Source organism: Burkholderia sp. Bp8986 (genome assembly GCF_003854225.1).
Classification (GTDB): domain Bacteria; phylum Pseudomonadota; class Gammaproteobacteria; order Burkholderiales; family Burkholderiaceae; genus Burkholderia.
The window spans coordinates 107090-132395 of sequence record NZ_QTQM01000011.1 but is presented as its reverse complement, the minus strand read 5'-3'; the positions used below and the strand labels follow the sequence as shown (position 1 = coordinate 132395).

Genomic DNA, 25306 nt, shown 5'->3' with positions numbered 1-25306 from the left:
TGTTCGCGACCGAAGCGCCGCGACATGCTGCGTCGCCCCGTCGTCGCCAATCAATAGCGCTCGGACACACCGTCGATCCCGCGCTCGTGCAATTCGCGCACGAGCCTCGCACGCACCGTCGCGACATCGGAAAACGCGGGCCGTCGACGCGCGGCGATTTCGTCAGCCGTATAAGGCTTGAAATCGCGCGGCAGCGCATCGCGATTCATCGTCGTGAGCACCCAGTTCAGTACGTCGGCGAGATCCTGGTCCGACAGCGCCGAGTTCGACGCGCCGGGCACGCGCATCACGTATTCGCGCCCGGCCGGCAGATGCGTGAAATAGCCGAGCGAGTTCGCGAGCGGCGGCACCTTGCCCGGAATGCCGCCGCCCGTCGCCGTGTGGCAGCCCATGCAGTTGAGGACCCAGTGCTGCCGCGCGAGCGTCGCGTCGGCCGCGCCATCGGCATGCGCGGGAGCTGCAATCGCACATGTCGCGACAGCAACCACCAGCGCCGAAGACAGACGGCGTGTCACGAACGAGCCGATCCGCAACGCCGCCGTACGCCCGCCACGACGCCGAATGCCGGCCGCATTCACAGCCCCAGCCCCTTCGTCACGATCGCCCGTTGCGCGTGAACGGCCGTGCCGTCCATCTCCTTCGCCCGCGCCGCGCGAATGTCGGCCGCCGTGAACGGCTTCGCGTCGCCGTGCCGGTCGTTGAGATCGAACACGACGTAGTTGAGCACATTCGCGATGTCGTCATCGCTCGCGCTCGCGAACGACGGCATCTTGAAGTTGTAGCGCTTGTCGTACACCTTGATCTCGCCGAACATCCCGTGCAACAGCGTCGCGACGAGTTGCGCGCGGCCCGCGTCGGCCGTCGCGTACTTGCCCGGATACTCGGTCAGCGGCGGCGCGAGGCCGTCCTGCCCCTTGCCGCCCGCCTGGTGGCACACCGCGCACTGCGCGTCGAACAGGCTCTTGCCCGCCGGGTAATGAACGGCCTGCTGCGCACCGGCCTCGCCCGGCAGCATCAGAAACCCGGCGGCAGCCGCCACGCACGCGGCCACGATCTTTCCAGCTTGCTTCACTTTCATTGCTTTGCCGCTCCCAGCAGGACCGAAACCGAACAGTGGTAATTCGAATTACCGTTCGCCATGCACCAGTTGATGTCGTTGTTCAGCGACAGCTTGTACAGCGGCTTCTCGCGCTCGTTGCGATTGCAGAAGCACTTGCCGCACGACGTCTTGCCGCAGCAGTCGTTGTACGACACGATGTAGTCCGAACCGTCGTGCGGATTGCGGCAGGTGCCGATCCACGTGATCGGCGACGGTGTGGTGCCCGGCGGGCAGCTGCTCGACGTACCGCCGCAGCAGCTGCACAGCCAGCCGTCGATCGCGCAGTATTTCCAGTAGTCGCAGCTCATCGGATCGTCGCTCGCGCCCGATGCGGCGGCACCGGACGCCGCCGATGCACCCGAGGCCGCGTCGGCCGCATACGCGGTTCGATCGACGGGCAACAGCGGCAGCATCGCCGATCCCACCAGCACCTTGCCGAGCTTCGCCATCGCGCTGCGCCGCGAACTATGCTGCGCGACGCCACGCGCCGACCGTTCGAACCATGAATCAAACAGGCCCATTCCGTTGTTCTCCGTTGACGTTGAAGGAAGGTCGGTCGATCACGCGTGCTGCGCGTGCTCTTGATGGCCGTCGTGGTCGTGATCGCCGTGCACGAACTGCTGCAGCGATGCGACGCCACGCTCTTTCGCTTCGAACAGGCTCTCGAGATGCTCGCGCGTATTGACGAGCCCCTTCGCGCGCACGGTGCCGGTGTCGTCGAGCAGCACCGCGTACGGCAGCTTGCCGATCTGGTACGCAAGGCCGAGCTCCTGCGACAGTACGTACGGGAAGCGCGCGAGGTCGTGCTTCTGCGCGAAGCGCGTGTGTTCGTCGGGATCGCCGTCGCTCGCGAGCACGATGTTCACCGGCGTCGACTCGCTCGCCTGCAGCGACGGCAACAGCGGCAGCAGCTTCTTGCAGACCGGGCACGTCGGCGACAGGAAGAACAGCAGCGTCGCCTTGCCCGCTGCATCGATGCCGCCGACCTTCACCTGCGAGCCGCGAATGTCGGTCAGCTCGAAGGCGGGCGCGATCGCGCCGACCGCCGGCCCCTTGTCGATCATCAATGCGCCGGCCGGCATGATGCGTTCGTACAGGATGCCGATCTGGCGCACGAGCGCGAGGCAGATCGCGCCGAGCGCGAGCACGGCGACCCACAGCAAGGCGGTGGAAACGGTGAGAGCGGTTTGCATCATGAATTCCTCAGGTGGGAAAGGCGCGGTACGTTGGCGAGCAGCACGTCGACGGTGAGCAGCGCGCAGACGATCAGCAGCACGGAAGAGAACAGCGTCAGGTAGTCGAACCACACGACCGCGCGGCTGCCCGGCTCGACGAGCGCGGTCGCGGCCAGCACGACGAGCAGCAGCACGCGCGCGACATGCAGCCAGCCGATCCCGCGCGGCGCATTCGTGCGCGCGGCCGCGGCAAAACCGGAACAGCCGCAGTCGATGTCGGTATGGCCGCGCAGGATGTTGATCGTCATCCCGGCCGCGAACACGAGCAGCAATGCGATCAGGCCGAGCGCGCCGGTCATGCGTGTATCGGGAAACAGCAGCGCCGCGGCGCAGACGGCTTCGGCGAGCGGAATCGCGAACGCGGCGGGCGCGGTGAGCGCATCGGGCAGCAGGCGATAACCGACGAGCGCCTGCCGGAACGCCCCGGGCCGGCGCATCTTCGCGAAGGCGCCGAGCAACACGACGACGGCCGCGCCTGCCTGCGCGCTGGTGGCGAGTACGGGATCGAGCATCATCGCGACCTCACGGGTTCACGAGCAGCGTCGGCGTACTGCCGATCTGCTTCTCGACGTGCTGCAGCTTGCCGCTGTGCGCGTCCATCACGACGAGATCGGACGTGCCCGTCAGCCCGTAGAACAGCGGCTTGTCGTCCTCGCTGACCTGGATCGACACGAGCGGATCGACCTTCTGCTGCGCGAGATCCCAGCGCGCTACGCGCTGTTTCGTCTTCAGGTCGTAGATCCACACCTGCGTGCCGGGATCCTTGTGCGTGCCGTCGCCACCCTTGTGCATCAGCACGTAATAACGGTTCTGCCTGACCTGCACGGCCGTCTGCTGCATGCCGCCCGGGCGCCAGCCTTCGGCGCGCTCGGCGTCGGTCAGCAGCGACCACGACTTGCCGAACGCGGGCCTGGCGCCGTTGAAATCGGCGCTGCGCACGTTGCCGTGGTAGGTCGTGAACAGATAGCCGCCCTGGTAGCGCGACGCGTTGATGAAGGCCGGATCGTTGTCGACGTCGATGAATGCATCGGACATCGTGCGCTTCACCTCCTTGCCGTTCGCGTCGAGCGTGACCGTGAGCGCCTTGCCGCTTTCGCACAGCGCGGTGAAGCGGTCGTTCCCCGACGGATACGCAAGCACGCATGCCGCGGTGTCGATCTCGGACAGCACCTGCTTCGACACCGCGTCGATCACCGTCACCGACGCGGCCGGCGTGATGTTCGCGACGTACAGCCGCTTGCCGTCCGCGCTGAACGCGGTGTTGTACGGCGACGGCACGTGCTGCCCGTGCTTCGCCGGAATCACGATCTCTCCGGTGTGATCGAGCGTCGTGTTGTCGGTCATCTCGACGACGTCGGTGCGCGTGCCGTGCGAGCCGCGCGAGAAATAGGTCGTCGCGATGAAGCTGGTCCTGTGGTCGGGCGAGATCGCGAGGCCGGGCGCGAAGCCGCCGTCGATCTGGCCGAGCAGCTTCTTCGCGTCGGCGTCGTACACGAAGATGCGCCCGTCGGTCATCGTCGGCATCGCGATGTCCACGACGTACACCGCGTGCGGATGCCACGGCGGCATCTTCTGCACGACCAGTTCCTCGGGCTTTTCCGTCGCGTCCGCGCTGCCGGCCCACGCCGCCGCGAACGCCAGCGTCGCCGCGAAAGCCGCGGTGCGTCGCCTTGTTCTCATGTCGCCTCCAGTTGGGATTCAGGTAATGTGGGGCGACTGTAGTTCGACAATAAATCGGTTCAGCACCCGGACCGGCAACGCGTGCGTGCCGATTCGGGATATTGGAAAACCGCCTGAAAGGCACCTGCGGCGCGCCCCATCCGACCCCGCCAGAACCCCTGCCGGAATAGCGCTCATCCGTATTGCACCGACCGCCCGGTCGGTTTAATCTTGCGCGGTCCGAACGACCGCCGGAGGCGCCGTGCTCGTGTTTCACCAGATGTTCGACGACGCAGACCGGCATGCCGAGGCGCTGCGCGGCTGGGATCAGCGTTACGACCAGATCGGCTGCGGCTCGTATCGCAGCACGGTCAAGCACGTGGAGCTCGACGGCGTGCAGTTGTTCCAGGAAGCGGCGAACGTGCGCGTCATCCAGCGCGGGCGCCTGCCGGCTGGCCATACGGTATTCGGAATGCCGCTCACCGGCTCGGGTACCTTCGCCTTCGGCGATGCGCGCATCGAGCGCGGCACGATCGTGATGGCGCGCGGCGGCTCGCCGTTCGAACTGCATTCACCCGACGACATGTCGCTGATCGGCGTGGTCGTCGACGCCGAGCTGATGCAGCAAATCGAGGATGCCGCCGACGTCCGGGTCGACGAGCGCGCGCTGCGGCGCGGCGTCGTCGACGTGCCGGTCGCCGCACGCGAACGCGCGAGCCTGCAGTTCGCGACACTGCTCGAACGCGTGCTGTCGGCACCCGCCACGTTCGATGCGGCGCGTGCGCAGTCCGAGTTGCGCGGCGAGGTCGCCAACGTGCTCGTCGATCTCCTGACCTACCGGATGCCCGAGCCGCCGAACCGCCTCACGCACGCGTGCCACGCCGATATCGTGCGGCGCGTGCACGACTACGTGATCGGGCACCCGGAAGCGCCCGTCGACATCCTGAGCCTGTGCACGCAGCTGCGCGTGAGCCGGCGCACGATGCAGAACAGCTTCCAGTCGGTCGTGCAGACCGGTCCGCTGAACTACACGCGCTCGCTGCGCCTCGCGCAGGTACGACGCCTGCTGCTCGACACGCGGCAGTCGGACCTGCCGATCAGCGAAGCGGCCGCGCGCTGGGGCTTCATCCACCTCGGGCATTTCGCGAACGCGTACAGGGCCCAGTTCGGCGAACTGCCTTCGACGACGGCGCGCCGGACGGTGCGCGGCGCAAAAACGCGCTGAGCGCCGGCAAAAACCGCGATAATCGTGCGTTGAACGTCCGGCTTCCGCGAGCCGGGCGCGGCGTGCGCGGGCCTGCCCGCTCGCCGTGCCGCGCCCGCGCAGTACGTGACGACCACCCGCTTCCACCCCACGCCCCGATGCCAGAGGATTTCCACTTCCTGTTGCTGCCCGGCTTCTCCGCGCTCGGCTTCATGTCGGCGGTCGAACCGCTGCGCGTCGCGAACCGCTTTCGCACCGAGCTGTACCGCTGGCACGTGATCAGCGCGGACGGCACGCCCGTCGCCGCGAGCAACGGCATTCCGGTCGCGGCCGAAGCCGCGTACGCGGACGTCGCGCAGGTCGAGACGGTGTTCGTCGTCGCCGGCTTCGATCCGCTCGTGTGCTACGACCGTGCGCTCGCGGACTGGCTGCGCCGCCAGAACCGGCACGGCGCGACGCTCGGCGGCATCGACACCGGCAGCTTCGTGCTCGCGGAAGCCGGGCTGTTCGACGCATCGCAAACGCTGACGCTGCACTGGGAAGCGCTCGCCGCGTTCCGCGAGCGCTACCCGGGCCTGAACGCGACGCAGGAACTGTTCGAGATCGACGACCGGCGCATCACCTGCGCGGGCGGCACCGCGTCGATCGACATGATGCTCGACCTGATCGGCCGGCGGCATGGCGCCGATCTCGCGGCGGCCATCTCCGAACAGTTCGTCGTGAGCCGCATCCGGCAGCGCTCGGACAGCCAACGGCTCGAGATCGCCGCGCGCTATGGCGTGCACAACCGCAAGCTGATCCAGGTGATCGACACGATGCAGCGGCACATGGAAACCCCGCTCGGCTCCGATGCGCTCGCGCAGGACGTGGCGATCACGCGGCGCCAGCTCGAACGCCTCTTCAGCGCGACGCTGAACGACACGCCGACGCGCTTCTACCTGAACCTGCGCCTCGATCGTGCACGCGAGCTGCTGCAGCAGACCGACATGAGCATCACGTCGGTGTGCGTTGCGTGCGGCTTCGAATCGCCGTCGCATTTCTCGCGCACGTATCGCTCGCGTTTCGGCGTGAGCCCGCGCAGCGACCGCCGCGCGACGCGCTGAACGGCGCCGCTTTTGCGTACAATCCGGCGCGCTATTGCACGCGCCGGCAGCGTTTCCCGCCATTCGCTCAACAATGCCGCCGATTGATCGACGGACCGAAGCGGCCTTCGAAAATAAATTGCAAAGTTGCCGAAAATATTCTGTAACATACCTCGCAATTAGATAGGCAGCCCTAAGGAGATGAGAGCCCGGGCCCGACGCATGTCGCGCCACGCAGGCTGCCAGACCGATATCAATTCCGAGGGGTATGACATGACGATGCTCGCCTCACCGTCGCCGCACCTGCCTGCCGTTCGCTTCCCCGCCGCCATTCCGTTCCGATTCGTTTCGACCTGACGCTTAGTTGTCCTCAGTCAGTCGAACTCCCAGCACCGCTTCGCCGCACCGGTTCCATCGAGCCGGCGCGCGAGCCGTGTCGTGCCTGCTCGCCACGAGCGCGCGGGCGTGTCCAACCGTTGAGATGAGGATCACCCATGCAGACATCACGCAAAGCATTGCCGCTCGCCCTGGGTCTCGCGCTCGGTTTCGGCATCGTCGGCGGCAGCGCGGCCGATACCAAGGTCGCGAACCCGCAGGCGTCGAGCCTGCGCGAAAGCCTGACGCGCGGCGTGGCACCGGCCGCGGCCAAGGCCGATACCGCCGCGGGGCAATTCCGCGCCGACGGCGTCGCCGTCACGCTGTACAACCCCGCCTATCGCGCGAACAAGGCGGCCGCCACGCCCGCGGCCGCCGCGCGCGATTTCGTCGCGTCGCAGGCGACGCAGCTCGGGCTCGACCCGGCCGCGCTCGCGAGCCTCGCGGTGACGTCGGAGCGCAGCGATGCCGACTTCACCGTCGTGCGCTTCCAGCAGCAGGCGGCCGGACTGCCCGTGTACGGCAGCGACATCGCGGTGACGGTCGCGAAGGACGGCCGCATCCTGTACGTCGCGAGCAACACGATCAACGGCGTGGTCGTCACCGCGCGCAAGACACAGGCGGTCGACCAGCAGCAGGCGCTCGACCGCGCCCGCGCGTATCTCGGCGTCAGCGGCTTCACGAACCTCGACGCACAGCGCGTCGCGTTCGTCGACAAGGCCGGCACGCATACCGCATGGAAGGTACGCGGCCGCCCGCAGGACGGCCCGAAGGGCGACTGGGAACTGTTGATCGACGCGGACAGCGGCGAAGTGCTGCGCGCCGAGGACAAGGCGTTCTATGCGACCGACGGCACCGGCTTCGTCTTCCGGCCCGATCCGCTTTCGTCGACGAAGAGCAGCTACGGCAGCACGGGCTACAAGGACGGCAACGACGCCGATTCCACCCAGCTCACGGCCGCGCGCGTGCGCGTGACACTGAAGGATCTCGCGCAGTCGAACTCGCGCTACGTGCTGTCGGGCCCGTATGCGTCGTGCGTCGACTTCGATGCGCCGCGCGACAACGCGTGCCCGGCGCAGGCGACGCCGACGTTCGAGTTCACGCGTGGCAACCTGTATTTCGAGGCGGTGAACACGTACTACCACATCGACACGTTCCTCCGTTACGTGAACCAGACGCTCGGCATCAAGGCGCTGCCTTACCAGTACACGGGCGGCGTGCAGTACGACCCGCACGGCGAATCGGGCGACGACAACTCGTCGTACTCGTCGAGCAGCGGCCGGCTGACCTTCGGCCAGGGCGGTGTCGACGACGCGGAAGATGCGGACGTCGTGATCCACGAGCTCGGCCACGGCATCCACGACTGGGTGACCAACGGCGGCCTGTCGCAGCAGGAAGGCCTGTCGGAAGGCACGGGCGACTATCTCGCCGCCGCGTACAGCCGCGACTTCAATCAATGGAGCCCGTCCGACGCGCAGTATCACTGGGTCTACAACTGGGACGGCCACAATGAATACTGGGGCGGCCGCGTGACGAACTGGAACGTCGGGCGCACCTACGCGCAGGCACGCGGCGCCGAGATCCACACGGCCGGCCAGTACTGGGCGTCGTGCAACCTCGTCGCGCGCGACGCGATCGGCGCGCAGGCGATGGACAAGGCCTTCCTGAAAGGGCTGTCGATGACCAACAGCTCGACGAACCAGAAGGCCGCCGCCCAGGCGGTGCTGACGGCCGCCGCCGCGCTCGGCTACAGCAGCGCGCAACTCACGGCGATCGGCAATGCATACAACAAGAGCTGCACGTACGGCGTGACCGTGCCGCAGAAGTCGTAATTCCGCAGCAGGCGGGGGCGCCGCACGACCTGCGCGCGCCCTCTTCCTCGACATCGCCATCCTCACGAGATCGAACATGCCTACTCTGACATTGACCCGCCTGAGCGCCGCGCTGGGCGTCATGCTGCTGACCGCCGCCGCGCACGCGACGCCGGTGTGGATCACGCTCGGCGACACCGCGTTCCGCCAGCTTCAACGCATCGATGCGAGCGCAACCGCCCAGTACAGCACGGCGGTCGACGCCGGCAAGACGGCCGACGGCGCCGTGCGCCGCGAAACCGTGCATATCGTCGAGATCGACGATTCACGACTCGGCGAACTCGCCCACGCGGTCCACCACGTGCGCGGCCATGGGCCCGGCTACATCGTGCACGACTCGTTCGACGACGCACGGCAGGCATTGCAGCCGGTACCCGCGGCACTCGCGAAACAGGCGGCCGTGCCCGCCTACCCGGTATCGAACGCGCCGCAGATCAAGACCTGGATCCAGCAACTGCAGGCCAGCAACATCGTCGGCACGATCACGTCGCTGTCCGGTTTCACGAACCGCTACTACACGACGTCGCACGGCGTCGCCGCGTCGGACTGGCTCGCGCTGCAGTGGCGGCAACTGGCCGGCTCGCGCACCGACATCGCCGTCGAGCAGTTCACGCATGCGGGCTTTCCGCAAAAATCCGTCGTCCTGACGATCCGCGGCAGCGATCCGGCCGCGGGCACGATCGTGCTGGGCGGCCACCTCGATTCGACGGTCGGCCGCACGACGGAAAACACGCGCTCGCCCGGCGCCGACGACGATGCGTCCGGCATCGCCAGCCTGACCGAAGCGCTGCGCGTGCTGCTCGCGAACGGCTACCGGCCGAAACGGACGATCAAGTTCGTCGGCTATGCGGCCGAGGAAGCCGGCCTGCTCGGGTCGAAGGCGATCGCGAAGCAGTTTCGCACGCAGAACGCGAACGTGGTCGGCGTGCTGCAGCTCGACATGACGAACTACCAGGGCGATCCAAAAGACATCTACCTGATCACCGACTACACGAACGCCGCGCAGAACACCTATCTGACGAACCTCGCGAAGACCTACCTGCCCGAGCTCGCGATCGGCACGTCGCAATGCGGCTATGCGTGCTCGGATCACGCGTCGTGGCATGCGCAAGGCTATCCGGCGTCGTTCCCGTTCGAGGCCGACCAGAACGACAGTCCCTATATCCATACCGTGAACGACACGCTGGAGAATTCGGACCGGCAGGCGAACCACGCGCTGAAGTTCGGCAAGCTGGCGCTTGCGTATGCGGTCGATCTCGGCGGCGACGGCAGTACGACCGTCAAGCGCTGACCGGCCTCGGCCGGCGCGAGTCGCACCGGGCGCGCATGCGTCATGCGCGCCCGGTCGAGCGCGTTTCCCGTTCCGGATAGAATCGTCGTTCGACCACTTCCGCACCACGGTGCTCCGCCATGACCGATTTCTCCCGCTCCGTCGACGCCCTCTCGCCCGAGCACGTCACGAGTGCATTCGATTTGCCCGGCCACACGATCGTCCGCTCGCTCGGCGTCGCACAGGGCATCATCGTGCGTTCGCGCTCGATCGTCGGCTCGTTCGGCGCGGCGCTGCAAACCATCTTCGGCGGCAACATCACGCTCTATACGTCGCTGTGCGAGAAGGCGCGCCAGCAGGCGTTCGACAAGATGCTCGCCGACGCGCGCAAGCTCGGCGCGAACGCGATCGTCGCGATGCGCTACGACTCGACCGAGATCGGCTCGGGCGTCACCGAAGTGATCTGCTACGGCACGGCCGTACAGGTCGCGCGCGACGCCGGCGTCTGACCGTCAGCCGTTATGCGCTTATGCGCCGGCCGCACACACAATCGCGACGATCGAGCCGATCACGAGCACCACGCCGATCGTCTTGCGCTTGTTCAGCTCCGTCCACAACAGCACGCCGGTGAGCGACAGCAGGACCAGCGCGCCCGCGAGCGTATCGACGAGCAGCACCCAGCCGATGCTCGTCCCGACGCCCTTGTGCAGGTTCGTCAGCCATGCGAGCGTGCCGTTACCGGTACGCTTGAGCGTCATCGTGTCGCTGCCGACCCAGTAGTCGACCGCGACGTTTTCATGCGGCGACGCGAACACGAGTTGCCAGTGCTCGGGCTGCACGGTTTCGCGGTCGCCCCATGCGACCGGATGCGCGGGCTCCTTCTGCACGCGGCCCATGCGTTCGGGCAGATGCAGATCCGGTTGCGCACGCAGCCATTGCTCGAGCTCGCGCGGTGACGCGGGCCGCGGATCGGGCACGCCGAGCCGCAACGTCTCGACGCGCGGCGCGCCGGTCTGGATGCGCAGCGGCGGCGCACGATGATTCAGCAGGAAGCCCGTCGTGCCGAACAGCAGCCCGAGCGCCGCGCCCCACAGGCCGATCCAGCCGTGCACCTTGCGCAGCCATTTGATGAAGGTGCCGCGGCGCGAACGCGTGCCGCCGGAGCCGGCCGGGCGCACGCCCGGCGCGATGCGCGACGCGGATGCCGCGTCGATGTCGATGGAATCGGCAACGCTCACGTCTCGCTCCAGATTCTCAGAAGATTGTGGTAGCAGCCGACCAGGCTGCGGCAAGCCTGCGTATCGGCGCCGCCGGCGTTGAGCCGCTGGATCGCCGTGTCCATGTCGAACAGCAGCGCCCGCTGTGCATCGCTGCGCACGAGGCTCTGCACCCAGAAGAAACTCGCGACGCGCACGCCGCGCGTGACCGGCGTGACCTGGTGCAGGCTCGTCGCCGGATAGACGATCATGTCGCCCGCGGGCAGCTTGACCTGCTGCACGCCATACGCGTCCTCGATCACGAGTTCGCCGCCGTCGTATTCGTCCGGCGCGGACAGGAACAGCGTGACCGACACGTCGGTGCGCAGCTTCACGCCGTTCGGCAGCACGCGCACCGCGCCGTCCACGTGACTGCCGAACGTCATCCCGCCTTCGTAGCGGTTGAAGAGCGGCGGATAGACCTGGTTCGGCAGCGCCGCGCTGATGAACAGCGGATTGCGCTCGACCGCGGCGAGGATCGCGTCGCCCAGTTCGCGCGCAATCGGCGCATGCTCGGCGATCTGCTGGTTGCGCTTGACCGGCGCGCCCGTGTAGCCGGCCGTCGCGCGGCCGTCGACCCACGCGTCGCCCGCCTGGTCGAGCCGGTCACGCACCGCGCGCACCTGCTCGGGTGTCAGCACGTTCGGGATGTGTACAAGCATCGTTCCACCTTTTTCATCGAATGACGCGGCGATCGCACGCGTGCGGTCAGAACCGGTAGTCGAGCGTCGCGAGGAACGTGCGTCCGACGCCCGGCACCGCGCGGCCGCCGTCCGACTGGATCAGCGCATCGTAATAGAACTTGTCGGTCAGGTTCAGCAGGTTCAGGCGCAGGTCCCACTGCTTCGCGTGATACGCGGCCGTTGCATCCCAGCGCGTATAGCCGCCCACCTGCACGTAGTTCGTGTTCGCCGCGTAGCGACCCGACATGTAGGTCGGACCGCCGCCGATTTCCCAGTGCGGCGTGAACGCATACGTGGTCCACAGCGTGAACGTGTTGCGTGGCGTATTCGCGAGCGTCTTGCCCTGGGTGCCGTCGAGCGCGCTCAGGATCACGCCGTTCATGTACGTATAGCTGCCGAAGACCTGCCACTTCGGCGTGATGTGGCCCGTCACGCTCGCCTGGAAGCCACGCACGCGAATGTCGCCCTCGAGCAGGTATTCACCCGTCGACGTCAGCGTGCGCGCGTTGCTCTTCTCCTGCTGGAACAGCGCCGACGTGACCGACAGGTTGTCGTTCAGCAGATCCCACTTGGCGCCGACCTCGTACGACTTCGTGTGTTCCGGCGACAGGTTCTGCGTGTTGTTCGTGACCGTCAGCGTCTCGAGCGACGGGTTGAACGACGTGCCGTACGAGAAGTAGTACGACTGCGATTCGGTCGGCTGGTAGATCACGCCGGCCCGCACGCTCGTGAAGTAGTTGGTCTGCGACGCGTAGCGCGGCGCGCTCACCGTGTTCGCGAGATGCGCCTGGAAGCGATCCCAGCGCAGCCCGCCGACGAACTTCCAGTCGCGGCCGATCGATACCGTGTCGTTCATGTACGCGGCGAGCGTCGTCGCGCCCGATTCAGCGTGATTGGCCGGCGTCTGCGTCGCGTTGGACGCGCTCGACGACAGATAGGCCGGATCGATCAGCGACAGGATCGGCAGGCCGCTGCGCGTGTACGCCTGGTTCGTGTAGCTGTCGTGCCCGACCTCGACGCCCGCGATCAGGTCGTGCTTCACGAAGCCCGTGTCGAACTTGAAATGCGCCATCGTGTCGTTGTCGACCGAATGGTTTTCGATCACGCGATCGTGACTCGCGAGCTTCACGTACAGCGCGGACATCGGCAACGACGTGTAGTTGCCGTTCGCGAGCGCGGTGCTCGACGCGAGCGGCCCGGTCAGCACCGCGTTCGCGGCCGTCTCGCGCGCATCGGTCATCGAGTGCGAGAACGACGTGCGGTTGCTGATCGTCAGCGCGTCGTTGACGCGATGATCGATGCGCGCGGACACCGTCTGCACGTCCTGGATCGTGCGGTCGTCGGTGAGGCCGTAGAACGTGTGCTTCGACACCGGCGCCGGATGGCCGTTGACCGCGAGCACGCCGTAGTCCGGCATGTCGTAGTTGTGCTGGATCAGTGCGGACAGCGTGATCTCCGTCGGCGTGCCGATGCCGAAGCGCAGCTCCGGCGCGATTCCGTAGTCCTTGTTCTTCATCACGTCGCGCGTCGAGCCGAGCGACTGGCCGAACGCGTTGATGCGGAACGCGGAGGTCGCGCCGAGCGGCCGGTTCAGGTCGACGCTCGCGCGGTAGTGGTCGTCGGTGCCGATCGTCGTCGACACTTCGGCGGACGGCTTCAGGTTCGCCTTCTTCGACACCTGGTTGATCACGCCGCCCGTCGAGCCGCGCCCGAACAGCATCGACGACGGGCCGTACAGCACCTCGACCGAATCGAGATCGAACGTGTCGCGGTAGTACTGGTTACGGTCGCGGAAGCCGTCGAGATAGATGTCGTTCTGCGCGGTGAAGCCGCGCAGGTTGATGTTGTTGCCGATCTGCCCGCCTTCCGCGCCGCCGATCGTGATGCCCGGCGCATTGCGCAGCGCGTCCTGGAACGACGTGAGCCCCTGCGATTCCAGCAGCGCCTTGTTGATCACCGTGACCGACTGCGGAATGTCGCGCAGCGCGGTGGGGGTTTTCGCGCCGACGCTCGAACGCTCGGCCTGGAAATCCTGATGCACGGCCTGCCCCGACACGTTGACCGTCGGCAGCGTGTCGCTCGCGGCCGGCGTCGCACTGCCCGGTTTCGCGGTGACGGCCGGCGCCGATTCGGCGCTCGTGCCCTGCGCGAATACAGGCGAAGCGATAGGCAAAGCAAAGGCCAGCGCGAGCGCACTCGCGAACGGGGTCTTGTTCGGCATGAAAATCCAGTCGGAATTTGAAACCGCCCCGCGTGGACGCGCGGCGACGCGCGCACGAGGCACGGATACGCTGGCTCGCTGGCCGCCGACGATCAGACCGACGGCGACACTAGCTGGCTACGGTTGACGAGTGACCGGCAGCGCAGTCGTGGCCGCGGTCATGAAAATGAGAATCGGTATCATTCCAGATATTTCTTTTCGTTTCAATCGATACCCGCTTCGTCATACGGAAGAACGATGTTTCGAAAAATTACGGAAAGTTTGATGTAATTATATGAATGGATTTTGTAATTGATCGGGATATTCAGTCTGACAAATTCAGGGCTAGGAGCCTTGTGCAGCAAGGCACTGAAGTATCAGCCTCTTTTCGGATTCCCACCGCGGTGGGCTCGATGATGCCAGCACCGCTTTCAGCTCCGGTACCCCGCATCGCGAGAAACGACAGCACCGGATTGATTGTTCAGACGATTATCCGACCCGAATGCCGTTTGGAATTCGATTGAAACAGGAAAGCAATTTGAAATGAATTACGGCGAATGAGGCCGGTTTCCCGTGAACGGCAAACGCATCGCCCCGCTGACGTCGACTCAATGATCGCGTTCCAGCGACGTCATGTTCCGCAAGGTCGGGAACAACCGCATCCATGTCAGCGCGACGGCGATCGTCGCCGCGCCGCCGACGACGATCGCCACCGGCGCGCCCCACCACGCAGCCGTCACGCCGGATTCGAATTCGCCGAGCTGGTTCGACGTACCGATGAACAGCGAGTTGACCGCGCTCACGCGGCCGAGCATGTCGTCGGGCGTGCGCAGCTGCACGAGCGACAGGCGCACGACGACGCTCACCACGTCCGATGCGCCGAGCGCCGCCAGCGCGACGAGCGACACCACGAAATTGCGTGACAGCCCGAACACGATCGTCGCGATGCCGAATGCGATCACGCCGCCGAACATCGCGCGGCCCGGCCGCCCTTTCAGCGGAAAGCGCGTGAGCCACAGCGTGCCCGCGAGCGCGCCGACCGCCGGCGCCGCGCGCAACGCGCCGAGCCCCCACGGGCCGACCTGCAGGATGTCGCGTGCGTAGATCGGCAGCAGCGCGGTCGCGCCGCCGAACAGCACCGCGAACAGGTCGAGCGACAGCGCGCCGAGGATCGCCGGTTCGCGCCGGATGAACGCGATGCCGGAAAACACCGACCGCAGCGTGACCGGTTCGCGCGCCGGCGGCGCACTGCGCAGCGGAATCGTGCCGCTCAGGATGGCCGCGATCGCGAACGCCACGACGCTCGCGCCGAACGCCGCGGGCGCGCCGACGCCATACAGCACCCCGCCGAACGCGGGCCCGAGAATCTGCGCGGCCTGGTTCGCGGACGTCGACAGTGCGGTCGCGCGCGGCAGGTCGCCGCGCGGCACGACGGCCGGCAACAGCGACGACACCGACGGCGATTCGAACGCACGCGCGGTGCCGACGATCGCGGCCAGCGCATACACGCCCGGGGCGGTGAGCCCGCCTTGCGCCGCGCCGAACAGGAATACGCCGGCGGCCAGCGCCTCGACGCCCTGGCAGATCGTCGCGATGCGCCGGCGGTCGTAGCGGTCGGCCACCTGCCCGACGACGAGCGTCAGCGCGAACATCGGCACGAACTGCGCAAGCCCGACGAGCCCGAGCGCGAATGCGCTGTGCGTGAGCGCATAGACGTACCAGCCGATCGCGACCGACAGGATCTGGAAAGCGAGCGACGACATCACGCGCGTGCCCCAGAAGCGCTGGAACGGTGTGTGGCGGAACAGGTTGGCGGGTAACGGCGACGGCGAAGTGGATTCGGGTAACGGGGTGGTCATCGGCGAGACGTCATCGGAGGAAGGCCGGCGATCGCCGATACGCGATGCGGCCAAAGCGCGATGATAGCTTCAACCAACGAGACCTTGCCGAATGCTCGCCGGACGCGGGCAAGGACGGCGCATACCGCACGACGTTGCATCGCGCCAAAAAAAAAAAGCGCGAACCACGGTTCGCGCCAAAGAGAGACCTCGCTGAAGACGTCGAAAAAACTACCTCACCCCGCTCAGAACGAATGCCGCATCCCGATTCGCACGTCGGCCTGCGTCTGCGTCGTCGACGGCGTGAAGCTGTAGCCGATCACCGCATCGACGCCGTTCGACGCGCGCAGGTAATCGCCGGAGATATACACGTCGGTGCGCTTCGACAGCAGGTAATGGAGCCCCGCCGTGCCCATGTTCCAGTGATGGCCTTCGAAGCGCGTGTGCTGGTAGCCCGCGATCAGGCTGAGCGCCGGCGTGAACTGGTACAGGCCGCCGCCTTCATACGACTGCATGTGCGACGACTGGCCGAAGCCCTTGATCGTCGTGTACGAGTAGTTCGCATCGAGCGTCAGCTTGCCGATCGTGTAGCTCGTGCCGACGCCGAACGTGCCCTGGCTGTCGACGTTCATCGGCGTGTCCGCGAACAGGTCGGTGCGCGCGCCGGTCGCCGGATCGACGGTGACGGTCTGCTGGCCGAGGAACGTGTGCGTGCCGATCATCGCGTACGGGTCGAACGCGTAGATGCCGTGCGGATTGTTCAGGCGCGTGTACGCGGCGCCGATCGAGAAGTCGCCCTTCGTGAAGCTCGCGCCCGCGCTCCATGCGCTGTCGCGGTGGAAGTTGCCCGCGACGTTGCCGAACGAGTACATCGCGCCGAACTTGAAGCCGCTGAGATCGTTTGACAGGAACTTCACCGAGTTCGGCAGGCGGTCGCCGTTGAAGCGGTCGAAGTCGCCCTGGTGGATCGCGTAGCCGCTGCCCCATGCCGAGATGTTGTAGATCGACACGAGCTCGTTGGTGATGTCGAGCTGGTTGCCGAACGACAGCGTGCCCCAATCGTTCTGGAGACCGACATAAGCCTGCCGCCCGAACTCCGCCCCGCCGAAGCCGAGCTGCCCGTTGCCGAGGTGGAAACCGCTCTCGAGCGCGAACACGGCCTTCAGGCCGCCGCCGAGATCTTCCGTGCCTTTCAGGCCGAAGCGGTTCCCGTACGAGACGCCGTCATCGAACTTGACCACGTGCGAACCGCCCGTGTTGTTCACGTACGTGATGCCCGCGTCGAGAATCCCGTACAGCGTCACGCTGCTCTGCGCGTGGCCGATGGCGGGAATACAGGCCGCGCATGCCAGCGCGGCGGCTACGGCAACTTTCTTTTGCTTCATTGTCGACCACCCTCCCTGAACCCTTCGATGGAAAGAACCGTGGCCTGGCGCGCACAGCAATACGCCGGCTGATTCGAATTCGGTACGTCCGCTGGCTTCGGCATTTCGTTTTCCGCAATAACGCAGCCATTGGCGAAAAATACAAACCCATATTTCAGGTCACCCGTCTGAAGGCGACACCAAATGGTCTCGATGCGACCGTTCGGGAAAACACGGAGGCGGGCGGCGCGGCGAAAAACCGGCCGCCCGGAGGCGGTCAGCGGGCGTCGAGGGCCGCGCGCACGGCCGGCAACGCGGGAGCGCCGGCCGCCGTGGTGACGCCGTCGAGCCACGCTTCGACGAGCGCTGGATCGGCCTTCAGCGCATGCTGGGCCGCGAGCGCGGGCGACGTCTTGTGGTCGAGCATGTCGGCGATCATCCGGTTCTCGACGTCGACGGAGAACGTCATCTGCCTGAACAGCCGCGCGAGGTTCGCGCACTGGCCGGCAAAGCCCGCGCGCGTGACCGTGTTGACCGTCGCGCCGCCGTAGTTCGGGCCGAAATACGCGTCGCCGCCCGACAGGTAGGTCAGTTTGAACTTCGTGTTCATCAGGTGCGGCTCCCACGCGAGAAAGACGATCCAGCGCTTGTCGCGCACCGCGCGCTCGACCTGCGTGAGCATCCCCGTCTCGCTCGATTCGACGAGCGACCAGTTCGCCGCGCCGAGCGCATGGTCGGACAGCATCCGCTTGATGTTCTGGTTCGCGGGCGCGCCGGGCTCGATCCCGTAGATCTTGTCGCCGAAGCGGTCCGCGTAGCGCGCGAGGTCGGCGAACGTGTGCACGCCGGCCGCCGCGACGTAGTCGGGCACGGCCAGCGTGAACTTCGCGCCGTTCAGGTTCGCGTGCAGCACGTCGATCGACTTCTCGTCGACGAACGGCTTCACGAGCGGCGCCTGCGCGGGCATCCAGTTGCCGAGGAACACGTCGACCTGCCCTTTCTTCAAGCCCTGGTACGTGATCGGCACCGACAGGTTCGCGACGTCCTGCCGATAGCCGAGCGCCTTCAGCACGACACCGGCCATCGCGTTCGTCGCGTCGATGTCGGTCCAGCCGGGCGCCGCCATCTTCACGTCGCGGCACGTCTGCGGGTCGGCGGCGCGCGCGGGCTGCTGCATCGCCACCACGCACGCGGCCGCGGCGAGCGCGGTGCCCATACTCCGGATTGCTGCATTGCATTGCCGTTTCATGATTCGCTTCCTCCGTCGTTCGTCAATGTCCGCTGCGGCCCGTTCAGCGCCCGACGCGCGGAAAGCGCGCCATCGCTTCGAGCGTGTCGAGTTCGATGTGATTGCGCATGTAGCGCTGGCTCGCGTCGGTGAACGGCTGCCAGTCCCACGCCTGGATGCGGCCCTGCGTCGTCGCCGCGTAATGGAAGCGGCGCCGCCGCTGGCTCGCTCGCACCTGCGCGTCGAGTTCCGGCAGGTTCCAGCGGCGCGCGGCCTCCTCGCGGAATGCGGCGAGCACGCCGGCGGCTGCCGGCAGGCCGGCCAGGTTCGTGCGCTCGCGCGGATCGTCGGCGAGGTTGTAGAGCTGGTCGGGATCGGCCGGGCAATGTACGTATTTCCAGTCGCCGCGGCGGATCATCACGACCGGCGCAACCGCCCCTTCCGCGAGGTATTCGCCGAGCGCGACGTCGTGCGCGGGTGCGCCTTGCAGATGCGGCACGAGGCTCGCGCCGTCGACCGGGTCCGGCCAGCCGCCGGCCGGCGCCGCGCCGGCGAGGTCGACGAGCGTCGGCAGCAAATCGACGTGCGACACCGGCCCGCGCACGCGGGCGGCACCGAAGCGGCCCGGCGCGTGGACGATCAGCGGCACGCGGCAGCCGCCTTCGAAGAACGTCATCTTGTACCAGAGTCCGCGCTCGCCGAGCATGTCGCCGTGGTCGGACGTGACGATCACGATCGTGTCGTCGGCGAAGCCGCATTGCTCGAGCGCGGCCAGCACGCTGCCGAACTGCGCGTCGACATAGGACGTCGCGCCGTAGTACGCGCGGCGCGCGGCGCGGATCTGCGCGTCGGTCGGCGGCGTGCGGTCGTTTTCGCAGACGAAGCGCAGCCGCTGCGAATGCGGATCGCTCTGCTGCGCATCGAGCCGCACGGCCGGCATGTCGATCTCGTCGTCGCGGTACAGGTCCCAGTATTCGCGCGTGATCGCGTACGGATCGTGCGGATGCGTGAGCGACACGACCATGCAGAACGGCCGCGCGTCATGACCGGCCGCGCGCTCGCGCGCAACGTCGTACAGCTTCTGCTTCGCCGCGAACGTGACTTCGTCGTCGAAATCGAGCTGGTTCGTGCGCACGCACGGGCCGGCCTCGAGCACCGAACTCATGTTGTGATACCAGCTCGGCCGCTCGGTCGGGCGGTCCCAGTCGGGCACCCAGCCGAAGTCGGCCGGATAGATGTCGGTCGTGAGCCGTTCCTCGAAGCCGTGCAGCTGGTCGGGTCCGCAGAAATGCATCTTGCCGGACAGCATCGTCCGGTAGCCGCCCGCGCGCAGGTAGTGCGCGAAAGTCAGCGTTTGCGCCGGCAATTCGGCGGCGTTATCGTAGGCGCCGATACCCGACGGCAGCTTGCCGGTCAGCAGCGAGAAGCGCGACGGCGCGCACAGCGGGCTCGCGCAATACGCGGCGTCGAACACCACGCCTTGCGCCGCGAGCCGGTCGAGCGTCGGCGTGCGCGCGACGCGGTTGCCGTAGGCCGGCAACGCGAACGGCGTCAGCTGGTCGGCCATCAGGATCAGGATGTTGGGAGTCGGGTTCGTCATCGGCGGTCTTGGGGAAATCGGTGTTCGAATGGAGCGGCGCGACGCTCGGGCGGCGACACGGCCGGCATGACGGACGCAGCCTGAAGAAAGTGCCGCGCGCACCGGCCGCGACTGGCTAGAATCGCGGAAGGCCTGGCGCGGCGCCGTTCCGTGCCGTGCCGTCCGAAGCACTATCCCCCGCCCGAATTCGCGCGGGAAGGCGTCCGGCCCTTATGAGGCCATTAGAGAGACTTATGTCGAAATCCGAACCGTTACCGTCGATGCAGGCGCTGCGCGCGTTCGAATCGGCCGCCCGTCTCCAGAGCTTCACGGCCGCCGCGCGCGAGCTCGGCTCGACGCAACCGGCCGTGAGCCAGCAGGTGTTCCAGCTCGAAGCGGAACTCGGCGTGCCGCTGTTCGAGCGCAGCCCGCGCGGCGTCACGCTGACGAGCGACGGCCAGTGCCTGTACGAAGCCGTGCGGCTGAGCCTCGACACGCTGCGCGGCGCCACCGCGACGCTGCGCGCGCGCCGCGAGCACGGCGCGCTCACGATCGTCACGGATTTCGGTTTCGCGACCTACTGGCTGATGCCGCGCCTCTCCGGCCTGAAGCGCGTGATGCCGGACGTCGACGTGCGGGTCGTCACCTCGCAGGATTACGACGCGCAGCGCGACCACGCCGACATCGCGGTTCTGTTCGGCGACGGCCACTGGCCGTCGTGCACGGCCGCGCGACTCTTTCCCGAATCGGTCACGCCCGTCTGCTCGCCGGCGTTCCGCGCCGCGCACGCGCACGTCGCGCGGCCCGAGCACCTGCAGGCGCTGCCGCTGCTGCACGTGCAGGCGACGCGCCCCGAACGCTGGCTGTCGTGGGCCGGCTGGTTCGACGCGCACGGCCTCGACGCGCCGGCCGCCGCGCGCGGCGTGACCTTCAACAGCTATGCGCTGGTGATCCACGCGGCGTTGCTCGGCGACGGCGTCGCGCTCGGCTGGTCGCCGCTCGTCGACGAGCTCGTCGCATCCGGGCAGCTCGTGAAGCTCGTCGACGCACCCGTCGTCACGTCGCGCGGCTACTTCCTCGTGCGGCCGCCGCAGCGGCCCGAGCCGGACGCGACACATGTGTTCCGGCGCTGGCTGCTGGACGCGTGCACGCCGGCTTGAGCGGGCGGCTGGCCGGCGGAGCGCTGCCTGACGCTTGCTGGAGCGGCTGCGGCTGTCCCATCTGACGCGCGCTGGACTGGCTGCGCCTGCCCCACCTGACGTCCGATGGAGCGGCTGTGCCTGCACCGCCTGACGCCCGCTGGAGCCACTACGACTGCGCCGCCTGACGCTCGCTGGACCAGCCGCGCCCGCCCCGACACCCCGCCCCGCGCTCCCCAAACCCCCTCCTCGAGCCTCGCCACCGCCCCGCCGCGCTGGCGCCCCGATACCAGCCACACGGCGGGTTGGTTCTATCCGCGCCCAAATCGTCCTGATTTACTTGAGCCTCCCGCTACCCGCTCAGCGTGGCGCCCCGTCGCGCCACCGCGCGCGTTGCGTTCCCTGACATCCGAGGAATCTCATGACCGCCGACTCACGCCCCGATCAATTCGTCCTGACGCTGTCGTGCCCGAGCGCGGCCGGCCAGGTCGCCGCCGTCGTCGGCTTTCTCGAGCGCCATCGCTGCTACGTCGATGCGCTGAACGTGTTCGACGACGATCTCAGCAACCACTTCTTCGTGCGCTGCGTGTTTCATCCGACGGATGAGACACTGCAGATCGACGCGCTGCGCCAGGAGTTCGGTCCGATCGCGACCGCGCTCGGCGGCGGCGGTAACGGCGACACGCAATGGGCGATCCACGACGTGAACGCGCGCCCAAAGGTGCTGATCATGGTGTCGAAACTCGAGCACTGCCTCGCGGACCTGTTGTTCCGCTGGCGGATGGGCGAACTGAAGATGGACATCGTCGGCATCGTGTCGAACCATCCGGACTTCGAACCGCTCGCCACGCAGCACGGGCTGCCGTTCCGCCACTTCCCGATCACGGCCGACACCAAGGCGCAGCAGGAAGCGCAGTGGCTCGACTTCTTCGAGTCGAGCGGCGCCGATCTCGTGATCCTCGCGCGCTACATGCAGGTGCTGTCGCAGGAAACCAGCGCGAAGCTCGCGAACCGCGCGATCAACATCCATCACTCGTTCCTGCCCGGCTTCAAGGGCGCGAAGCCGTATCACCAGGCGCATGCCCGCGGCGTGAAGCTGATCGGCGCGACCGCGCACTTCGTGACCGACGATCTCGACGAAGGCCCGATCATCGAGCAGGTGGTCGAACGCGTCGATCATGCGCTGCGCCCCGAGCAATTGCTCGCGGTGGGCCGCGACGTCGAGTGCATCACGCTCGCGCGCGCGGTGAAGGCGTTCATCGAGCGGCGCGTGTTCCTGAACGGCGACCGGACGGTGGTGTTTCCGTAAGCGCATCCGTTCGGCGCGCAGCCAACAAAAAACCCGACCGGCAGCACCTGCCGGTCGGGTTTTTTATCGCGTTACGTTCGACGCGTCGCGCAACGGCCCCGGGTGCGGTGTCCGGGTTCGTCGCGCGATGCGCGTGCCGCGTTCAGATGCTTACTTCACCCACGCGAAGTAGTACGACAGCCAGATCGTCAGCGCAGCACCGACCAGCGCCGCATACGGCATCAGGTTCAGCCACATCGCGCGCTTCGGCACTTCGAGTTCCATGTCGCGCTGCATCTGCGCGGGGAAACGGCCGCGATCCTGCCAGTAGTGACGATAGAGAAACACCGGCACGATCAGCAGCATCGCGATCAGCCCGTTGCGCAGCGTGCCTTCGCCCTGCAGGTTCGCGCCCGCGCCGACATAGACGAGGTTCGCGTAGCCGCAGACCGAGCCGGCGACGAGCAGCCAGGTCGGGCAGCGGAACGGCCGATCCCAGTTGCCGCGGTCCATCCGGTGGATCCAGCCCGACTGAAGATTCAGGAATACGAACAGCATGTAGCAGACGTTCGAGATCGCCAGCACCGTCATGTAGTCCGACATCATCAGCAACACGAGGTTGAAGCCGAGGTCGGTCCACATCGCGCGCGTGGGCGAGCCGTGCTCGTTCACGTGCGACAGGTACTTCGGCAGCCAGCCGTCGACCGATGCCTGGTACAGCGTGCGCGACGAGCCCATCATCGACGTCATCACGATCAGCAGGATCGACAGCATCAGCATCACGACGACCGCGTTCGCGACCCACGCGCCGCCACCGACGATCTTCGCCATCGCGGCCGCGACGCCGGTGCCGTCGCCGATCGCCGGGTCGAGCATCGCCTGCGTGCCGAGCGCGCCCTGGAACGCCATCGGCACGAGCGTCATCACGACGAGGCACAGCGCGCCCGACCAGAAGATCGCCTTCGCGGTGTCGCGACGCGGATCCCGGAATTCGCGCGTGTAGCAGACCGCCGTTTCGAAGCCGTACGACGCCCAGCCGGCCATGAACATCGCGCCGAGCGCCATCGTCACGCCCTGCCCGTTCCACGAACCGAAGGTCGCGGTCGTGAGGTTGCCTTGAGCGTCATGACCGAGCGGCAGCAGCGGAAGCAGGTTCGACATCGGCACGTCGCCGGTGACGAACGGCACGATGCCGACGATCAGCAGCGGCGTGAGCGACGCGATGCCGAGAATGCGCTGCGTGCGCGCAGCTTTCGATGCGCCGCTGTGCTGAAGCTTGAACGTGATGAGAAGCAGAATCGTCGCGATGATGAACGTCGCGTTGATCCGCAGTGAAAGACCGGACTTGATGAACCCGAGATCCGCAACCTTGAACTGCCAGTGCAGCACCGCCGCGTCGGCGGGAAAGAGACTCGTGAGCGCATAGCTCGCCGCGAGGCCGCAGCCGAGCGCAAGCATCGGCGACCACGCGAGCCAGTTGCACCACACGGAAACCGGGGCAATCAGCTTGCTGTAACGGACCCAGCCGATCGCGCCGTATACCGACGCGCCGCCCGATTTATGGGGAAATAGTCCCGATATTTCCGCATAAGTCGCGCTTTGAATCAGCCCCATCGTGATCGCGGCGATCCAGATCGCCCACGCGGGCTGGCCGATCGTCGCGCATACGCCGCCGATCGTGAACAGCACGCCTGCCGGCACGCCGCTCGTCACCCAGAATGCGTCTTTCCAAGTCAGGCCACGATGCAGCGTGTGGCCCGTCGAATCATGTGAGATGGTTGCCTCAACGTCACTGGTGCGATTAGCACGCAGTCCTGCTTGACTCATCCAATTCCTCCTGTGATGACTCCGCACAAGGGCGCTAGTGTAACAACTTACGCGCTTTTTTGCAGAATCAGTAAAAGAAAGCCGGGATATGGCCGCATGAATTCACGATTGTTTCGGATTCCTGCATGCCATTCCCGGCGTATTTATTTATGATGATTCGCGCGACGAATCGCCGCGGTTTTACTGCGCGCCTTCAGTCCACGAATTCACGCGGTCAGCATGCGCGGCAATCCATGCATCGGCGGCCGCTTCCGGCTTCGAACCGTTCTGGATCGCGAGCATCACGCTGTCGATCTCGCCCGGCTTCCACTGGAACTTCTTCAGGAACGCGACGACCGGCTTGGCCTTCGTTTCGAGCTGCGGGTTCGCGACGCTGTCGACGTGCTCCGCGCCGCCGAACACCTTCTTCGGATCCTCGAGGAAGCGCAGCTTCCACTTCGCGAACATCCAGTGCGGCGCCCAGCCGGTCACGATCACCGGCTTGTTCGCGCCGACGGAGCGCGACAGCTCGGCCGTCATCGCGCTGCCCGAACTCGGCATCAGCGTGTAGCTGAGGCCGTAGCTCTTGATCGCTTCGTCGGTCTTGCGCATCACGCCCGCACCCGCATCGATGCCGACGATCCGGCCGCCGAAGCTGCTTTTCTCGGCATTCAGATCTTCGATGCTCTTCGCCTTCACGTAGTCGGGGACGATCAGGCCGATCTTCGCGTCAGGGAAGTTCGCACCGAGATCGACGACCTTCGACTTGTATTCGCCCCAGTAGGAGCCGTGCGTGACGGGCAGCCATGCGGACAGCGTCGCGTCGAGGTCGCCGCGCGCCACGCCCTGCCACATGATCCCGGCAGCCACCGGCACGAGCTGGACCTGGTAACCGAGCTTCTTCTCGATCACGCGTGCCGCGACGTTCGACGTCGCCACACTGTCGTCCCAGCCTTCGACGTAACCGATCTTCAGCGTAGGCTTCGTATCCGCGAGCGCCGACGCGCTCAACGCAACCATCGCCGACAGTGCGCCGGTCCACAGCAGTTTTCCGAACAACTTCATGGTCGATCTCCTTGAAATGCGCACCGTGCGCGTTGTCTCTCTAGGTTCTTCAACCACAAATCCGC

At 66.7% G+C, this 25306-nt stretch carries 22 protein-coding genes; 7 read left to right on the top strand and 15 right to left on the bottom strand.

Translation table 11 applies throughout. The annotated features are described in order from the left end of the window. Positions 1-50: 50 nt before the first annotated feature. Genes DID99_RS13340 through DID99_RS13315 form a run of 6 tightly spaced genes read right to left on the bottom strand, consistent with a single transcriptional unit; the run spans position 51 to position 4014 of the window. Positions 51-533, bottom strand: a complete 483-nt coding sequence (locus tag DID99_RS13340) for a cytochrome c (RefSeq protein WP_185733771.1) — start codon at positions 531-533, stop codon at positions 51-53. A 41-nt stretch (positions 534-574) separates the two neighbouring features. Beyond that, the gene (locus DID99_RS13335) at positions 575-1078 is read right to left on the bottom strand and encodes a cytochrome c (protein ID WP_124666909.1); all 504 of its coding nucleotides are present in this window, start codon (positions 1076-1078) and stop codon (positions 575-577) included. After that, a complete protein-coding gene (locus DID99_RS13330; protein ID WP_044847763.1) occupies positions 1075-1620 on the bottom strand; it encodes a methylamine dehydrogenase light chain in 546 nt (181 codons plus the stop codon). The genes DID99_RS13335 and DID99_RS13330 overlap by 4 nt, the downstream gene beginning before the upstream one ends. A 39-nt stretch (positions 1621-1659) precedes the next feature. Continuing rightward, positions 1660-2295: a methylamine dehydrogenase accessory protein MauD gene (mauD, locus tag DID99_RS13325; RefSeq protein ID WP_124666908.1), complete on the bottom strand. Its 636-nt coding sequence runs from the start codon at positions 2293-2295 to the stop codon at positions 1660-1662. Beyond that, positions 2292-2849, bottom strand: a complete 558-nt coding sequence (locus DID99_RS13320) for a MauE/DoxX family redox-associated membrane protein (RefSeq protein ID WP_124666907.1) — start codon at positions 2847-2849, stop codon at positions 2292-2294. The genes mauD and DID99_RS13320 overlap by 4 nt, the downstream gene beginning before the upstream one ends. 7 nt (positions 2850-2856) lie before the next feature. Then, positions 2857-4014 (bottom strand): amine dehydrogenase large subunit, encoded by a 1158-nt coding sequence (locus DID99_RS13315; protein ID WP_124666906.1) that lies wholly within the window; start codon positions 4012-4014, stop codon positions 2857-2859. Between the two features lie 241 nt (positions 4015-4255). On the opposite strand from DID99_RS13315, the gene DID99_RS13310 reads away from it, so the two are divergent. From DID99_RS13310 to DID99_RS13290, 5 genes are all read left to right on the top strand, one after another. Next, the gene (locus DID99_RS13310) at positions 4256-5218 is read left to right on the top strand and encodes a helix-turn-helix domain-containing protein (RefSeq protein WP_124666905.1); all 963 of its coding nucleotides are present in this window, start codon (positions 4256-4258) and stop codon (positions 5216-5218) included. A gap of 137 nt (positions 5219-5355) precedes the next feature. Further along, on the top strand, positions 5356-6300 hold the full coding sequence (locus DID99_RS13305) for a GlxA family transcriptional regulator (protein ID WP_044847758.1): 945 nt from the start codon (positions 5356-5358) through the stop codon (positions 6298-6300). 473 nt (positions 6301-6773) lie between these two features. Continuing rightward, positions 6774-8486 carry a M36 family metallopeptidase gene (locus DID99_RS13300; protein WP_124666904.1) on the top strand — a complete coding sequence of 571 codons (1713 nt, stop codon included), beginning with the start codon at positions 6774-6776 and terminating at the stop codon, positions 8484-8486. Between the two features lie 76 nt (positions 8487-8562). Continuing rightward, positions 8563-9816 (top strand): M20/M25/M40 family metallo-hydrolase, encoded by a 1254-nt coding sequence (locus DID99_RS13295; RefSeq protein ID WP_124666903.1) that lies wholly within the window; start codon positions 8563-8565, stop codon positions 9814-9816. Between the two features lie 119 nt (positions 9817-9935). Continuing rightward, a complete protein-coding gene (locus DID99_RS13290; protein ID WP_124485163.1) occupies positions 9936-10304 on the top strand; it encodes a YbjQ family protein in 369 nt (122 codons plus the stop codon). 18 nt (positions 10305-10322) lie between these two features. Here DID99_RS13290 and DID99_RS13285 read toward each other — a convergent pair whose 3' ends face one another. The 7 genes from DID99_RS13285 to betC all read right to left on the bottom strand — a co-directional run bounded on the left by DID99_RS13285 (position 10323) and on the right by betC (position 19964). Further along, the gene (locus DID99_RS13285; RefSeq protein ID WP_124666902.1) at positions 10323-11033 is read right to left on the bottom strand and encodes a PepSY-associated TM helix domain-containing protein; all 711 of its coding nucleotides are present in this window, start codon (positions 11031-11033) and stop codon (positions 10323-10325) included. Then, the gene (locus DID99_RS13280) at positions 11030-11713 is read right to left on the bottom strand and encodes a Fe2+-dependent dioxygenase (protein ID WP_124666901.1); all 684 of its coding nucleotides are present in this window, start codon (positions 11711-11713) and stop codon (positions 11030-11032) included. Before DID99_RS13280 ends, DID99_RS13285 begins: the two co-directional genes overlap by 4 nt. A 46-nt stretch (positions 11714-11759) precedes the next feature. Then, on the bottom strand, positions 11760-13955 hold the full coding sequence (locus tag DID99_RS13275; RefSeq protein ID WP_124666900.1) for a TonB-dependent siderophore receptor: 2196 nt from the start codon (positions 13953-13955) through the stop codon (positions 11760-11762). A 587-nt stretch (positions 13956-14542) separates the two neighbouring features. Continuing rightward, the gene (locus tag DID99_RS13270) at positions 14543-15793 is read right to left on the bottom strand and encodes an MFS transporter (RefSeq protein ID WP_124666899.1); all 1251 of its coding nucleotides are present in this window, start codon (positions 15791-15793) and stop codon (positions 14543-14545) included. Positions 15794-16017: 224 nt separating this feature from the next. After that, positions 16018-17157 (bottom strand): porin, encoded by a 1140-nt coding sequence (locus DID99_RS13265; protein ID WP_124666898.1) that lies wholly within the window; start codon positions 17155-17157, stop codon positions 16018-16020. A gap of 256 nt (positions 17158-17413) precedes the next feature. Continuing rightward, positions 17414-18385 carry a choline ABC transporter substrate-binding protein gene (gene choX / locus DID99_RS13260; protein WP_124485157.1) on the bottom strand — a complete coding sequence of 324 codons (972 nt, stop codon included), beginning with the start codon at positions 18383-18385 and terminating at the stop codon, positions 17414-17416. Positions 18386-18428: 43 nt separating this feature from the next. Continuing rightward, a complete protein-coding gene (gene betC, locus DID99_RS13255) occupies positions 18429-19964 on the bottom strand; it encodes a choline-sulfatase (RefSeq protein WP_124666897.1) in 1536 nt (511 codons plus the stop codon). Between the two features lie 212 nt (positions 19965-20176). Between betC and DID99_RS13245 the strand changes: the two genes are divergently transcribed. Together DID99_RS13245 and purU are read left to right on the top strand one after the other, a co-directional pair. After that, positions 20177-21103, top strand: a complete 927-nt coding sequence (locus DID99_RS13245; protein WP_124666896.1) for a choline sulfate utilization transcriptional regulator — start codon at positions 20177-20179, stop codon at positions 21101-21103. Positions 21104-21503: 400 nt separating this feature from the next. Further along, the gene (purU, locus tag DID99_RS13240; protein WP_124666895.1) at positions 21504-22391 is read left to right on the top strand and encodes a formyltetrahydrofolate deformylase; all 888 of its coding nucleotides are present in this window, start codon (positions 21504-21506) and stop codon (positions 22389-22391) included. A 150-nt stretch (positions 22392-22541) separates the two neighbouring features. On the opposite strand, the gene DID99_RS13235 is transcribed toward purU, so the two are convergent. Continuing rightward, on the bottom strand, positions 22542-24197 hold the full coding sequence (locus DID99_RS13235) for an APC family permease (RefSeq protein ID WP_044844354.1): 1656 nt from the start codon (positions 24195-24197) through the stop codon (positions 22542-22544). Between the two features lie 180 nt (positions 24198-24377). Next, positions 24378-25241, bottom strand: coding sequence for a glycine betaine ABC transporter substrate-binding protein (locus DID99_RS13230; RefSeq protein ID WP_044844355.1), 864 nt, complete (start codon positions 25239-25241; stop codon positions 24378-24380). Between the last annotated feature and the right edge of the window lie 65 nt (positions 25242-25306).

Bases quoted from the DNA above. Each gene is read 5' to 3' on its own strand.
- DID99_RS13330 (WP_044847763.1), bottom strand. From the start codon at position 1,620: ATGGGCCTGTTTGATTCATGGTTCGAACGGTCGGCGCGTGGCGTCGCG.
- DID99_RS13300 (WP_124666904.1), top strand. From the start codon at position 6,774: ATGCAGACATCACGCAAAGCATTGCCGCTCGCCCTGGGTCTCGCGCTC.
- DID99_RS13305 (WP_044847758.1), top strand. From the start codon at position 5,356: ATGCCAGAGGATTTCCACTTCCTGTTGCTGCCCGGCTTCTCCGCGCTC.
- betC (WP_124666897.1), bottom strand. From the start codon at position 19,964: ATGACGAACCCGACTCCCAACATCCTGATCCTGATGGCCGACCAGCTG.
- DID99_RS13235 (WP_044844354.1), bottom strand. From the start codon at position 24,197: ATGAGTCAAGCAGGACTGCGTGCTAATCGCACCAGTGACGTTGAGGCA.
- DID99_RS13315 (WP_124666906.1), bottom strand. From the start codon at position 4,014: ATGAGAACAAGGCGACGCACCGCGGCTTTCGCGGCGACGCTGGCGTTC.
- DID99_RS13230 (WP_044844355.1), bottom strand. From the start codon at position 25,241: ATGAAGTTGTTCGGAAAACTGCTGTGGACCGGCGCACTGTCGGCGATG.
- DID99_RS13280 (WP_124666901.1), bottom strand. From the start codon at position 11,713: ATGCTTGTACACATCCCGAACGTGCTGACACCCGAGCAGGTGCGCGCG.
- DID99_RS13335 (WP_124666909.1), bottom strand. From the start codon at position 1,078: ATGAAAGTGAAGCAAGCTGGAAAGATCGTGGCCGCGTGCGTGGCGGCT.
- DID99_RS13270 (WP_124666899.1), bottom strand. From the start codon at position 15,793: ATGACCACCCCGTTACCCGAATCCACTTCGCCGTCGCCGTTACCCGCC.
- choX (WP_124485157.1), bottom strand. From the start codon at position 18,385: ATGAAACGGCAATGCAATGCAGCAATCCGGAGTATGGGCACCGCGCTC.
- DID99_RS13275 (WP_124666900.1), bottom strand. From the start codon at position 13,955: ATGCCGAACAAGACCCCGTTCGCGAGTGCGCTCGCGCTGGCCTTTGCT.
- DID99_RS13320 (WP_124666907.1), bottom strand. From the start codon at position 2,849: ATGATGCTCGATCCCGTACTCGCCACCAGCGCGCAGGCAGGCGCGGCC.
- DID99_RS13245 (WP_124666896.1), top strand. From the start codon at position 20,177: ATGAGGCCATTAGAGAGACTTATGTCGAAATCCGAACCGTTACCGTCG.
- DID99_RS13295 (WP_124666903.1), top strand. From the start codon at position 8,563: ATGCCTACTCTGACATTGACCCGCCTGAGCGCCGCGCTGGGCGTCATG.
- mauD (WP_124666908.1), bottom strand. From the start codon at position 2,295: ATGATGCAAACCGCTCTCACCGTTTCCACCGCCTTGCTGTGGGTCGCC.
- DID99_RS13265 (WP_124666898.1), bottom strand. From the start codon at position 17,157: ATGAAGCAAAAGAAAGTTGCCGTAGCCGCCGCGCTGGCATGCGCGGCC.
- DID99_RS13290 (WP_124485163.1), top strand. From the start codon at position 9,936: ATGACCGATTTCTCCCGCTCCGTCGACGCCCTCTCGCCCGAGCACGTC.
- purU (WP_124666895.1), top strand. From the start codon at position 21,504: ATGACCGCCGACTCACGCCCCGATCAATTCGTCCTGACGCTGTCGTGC.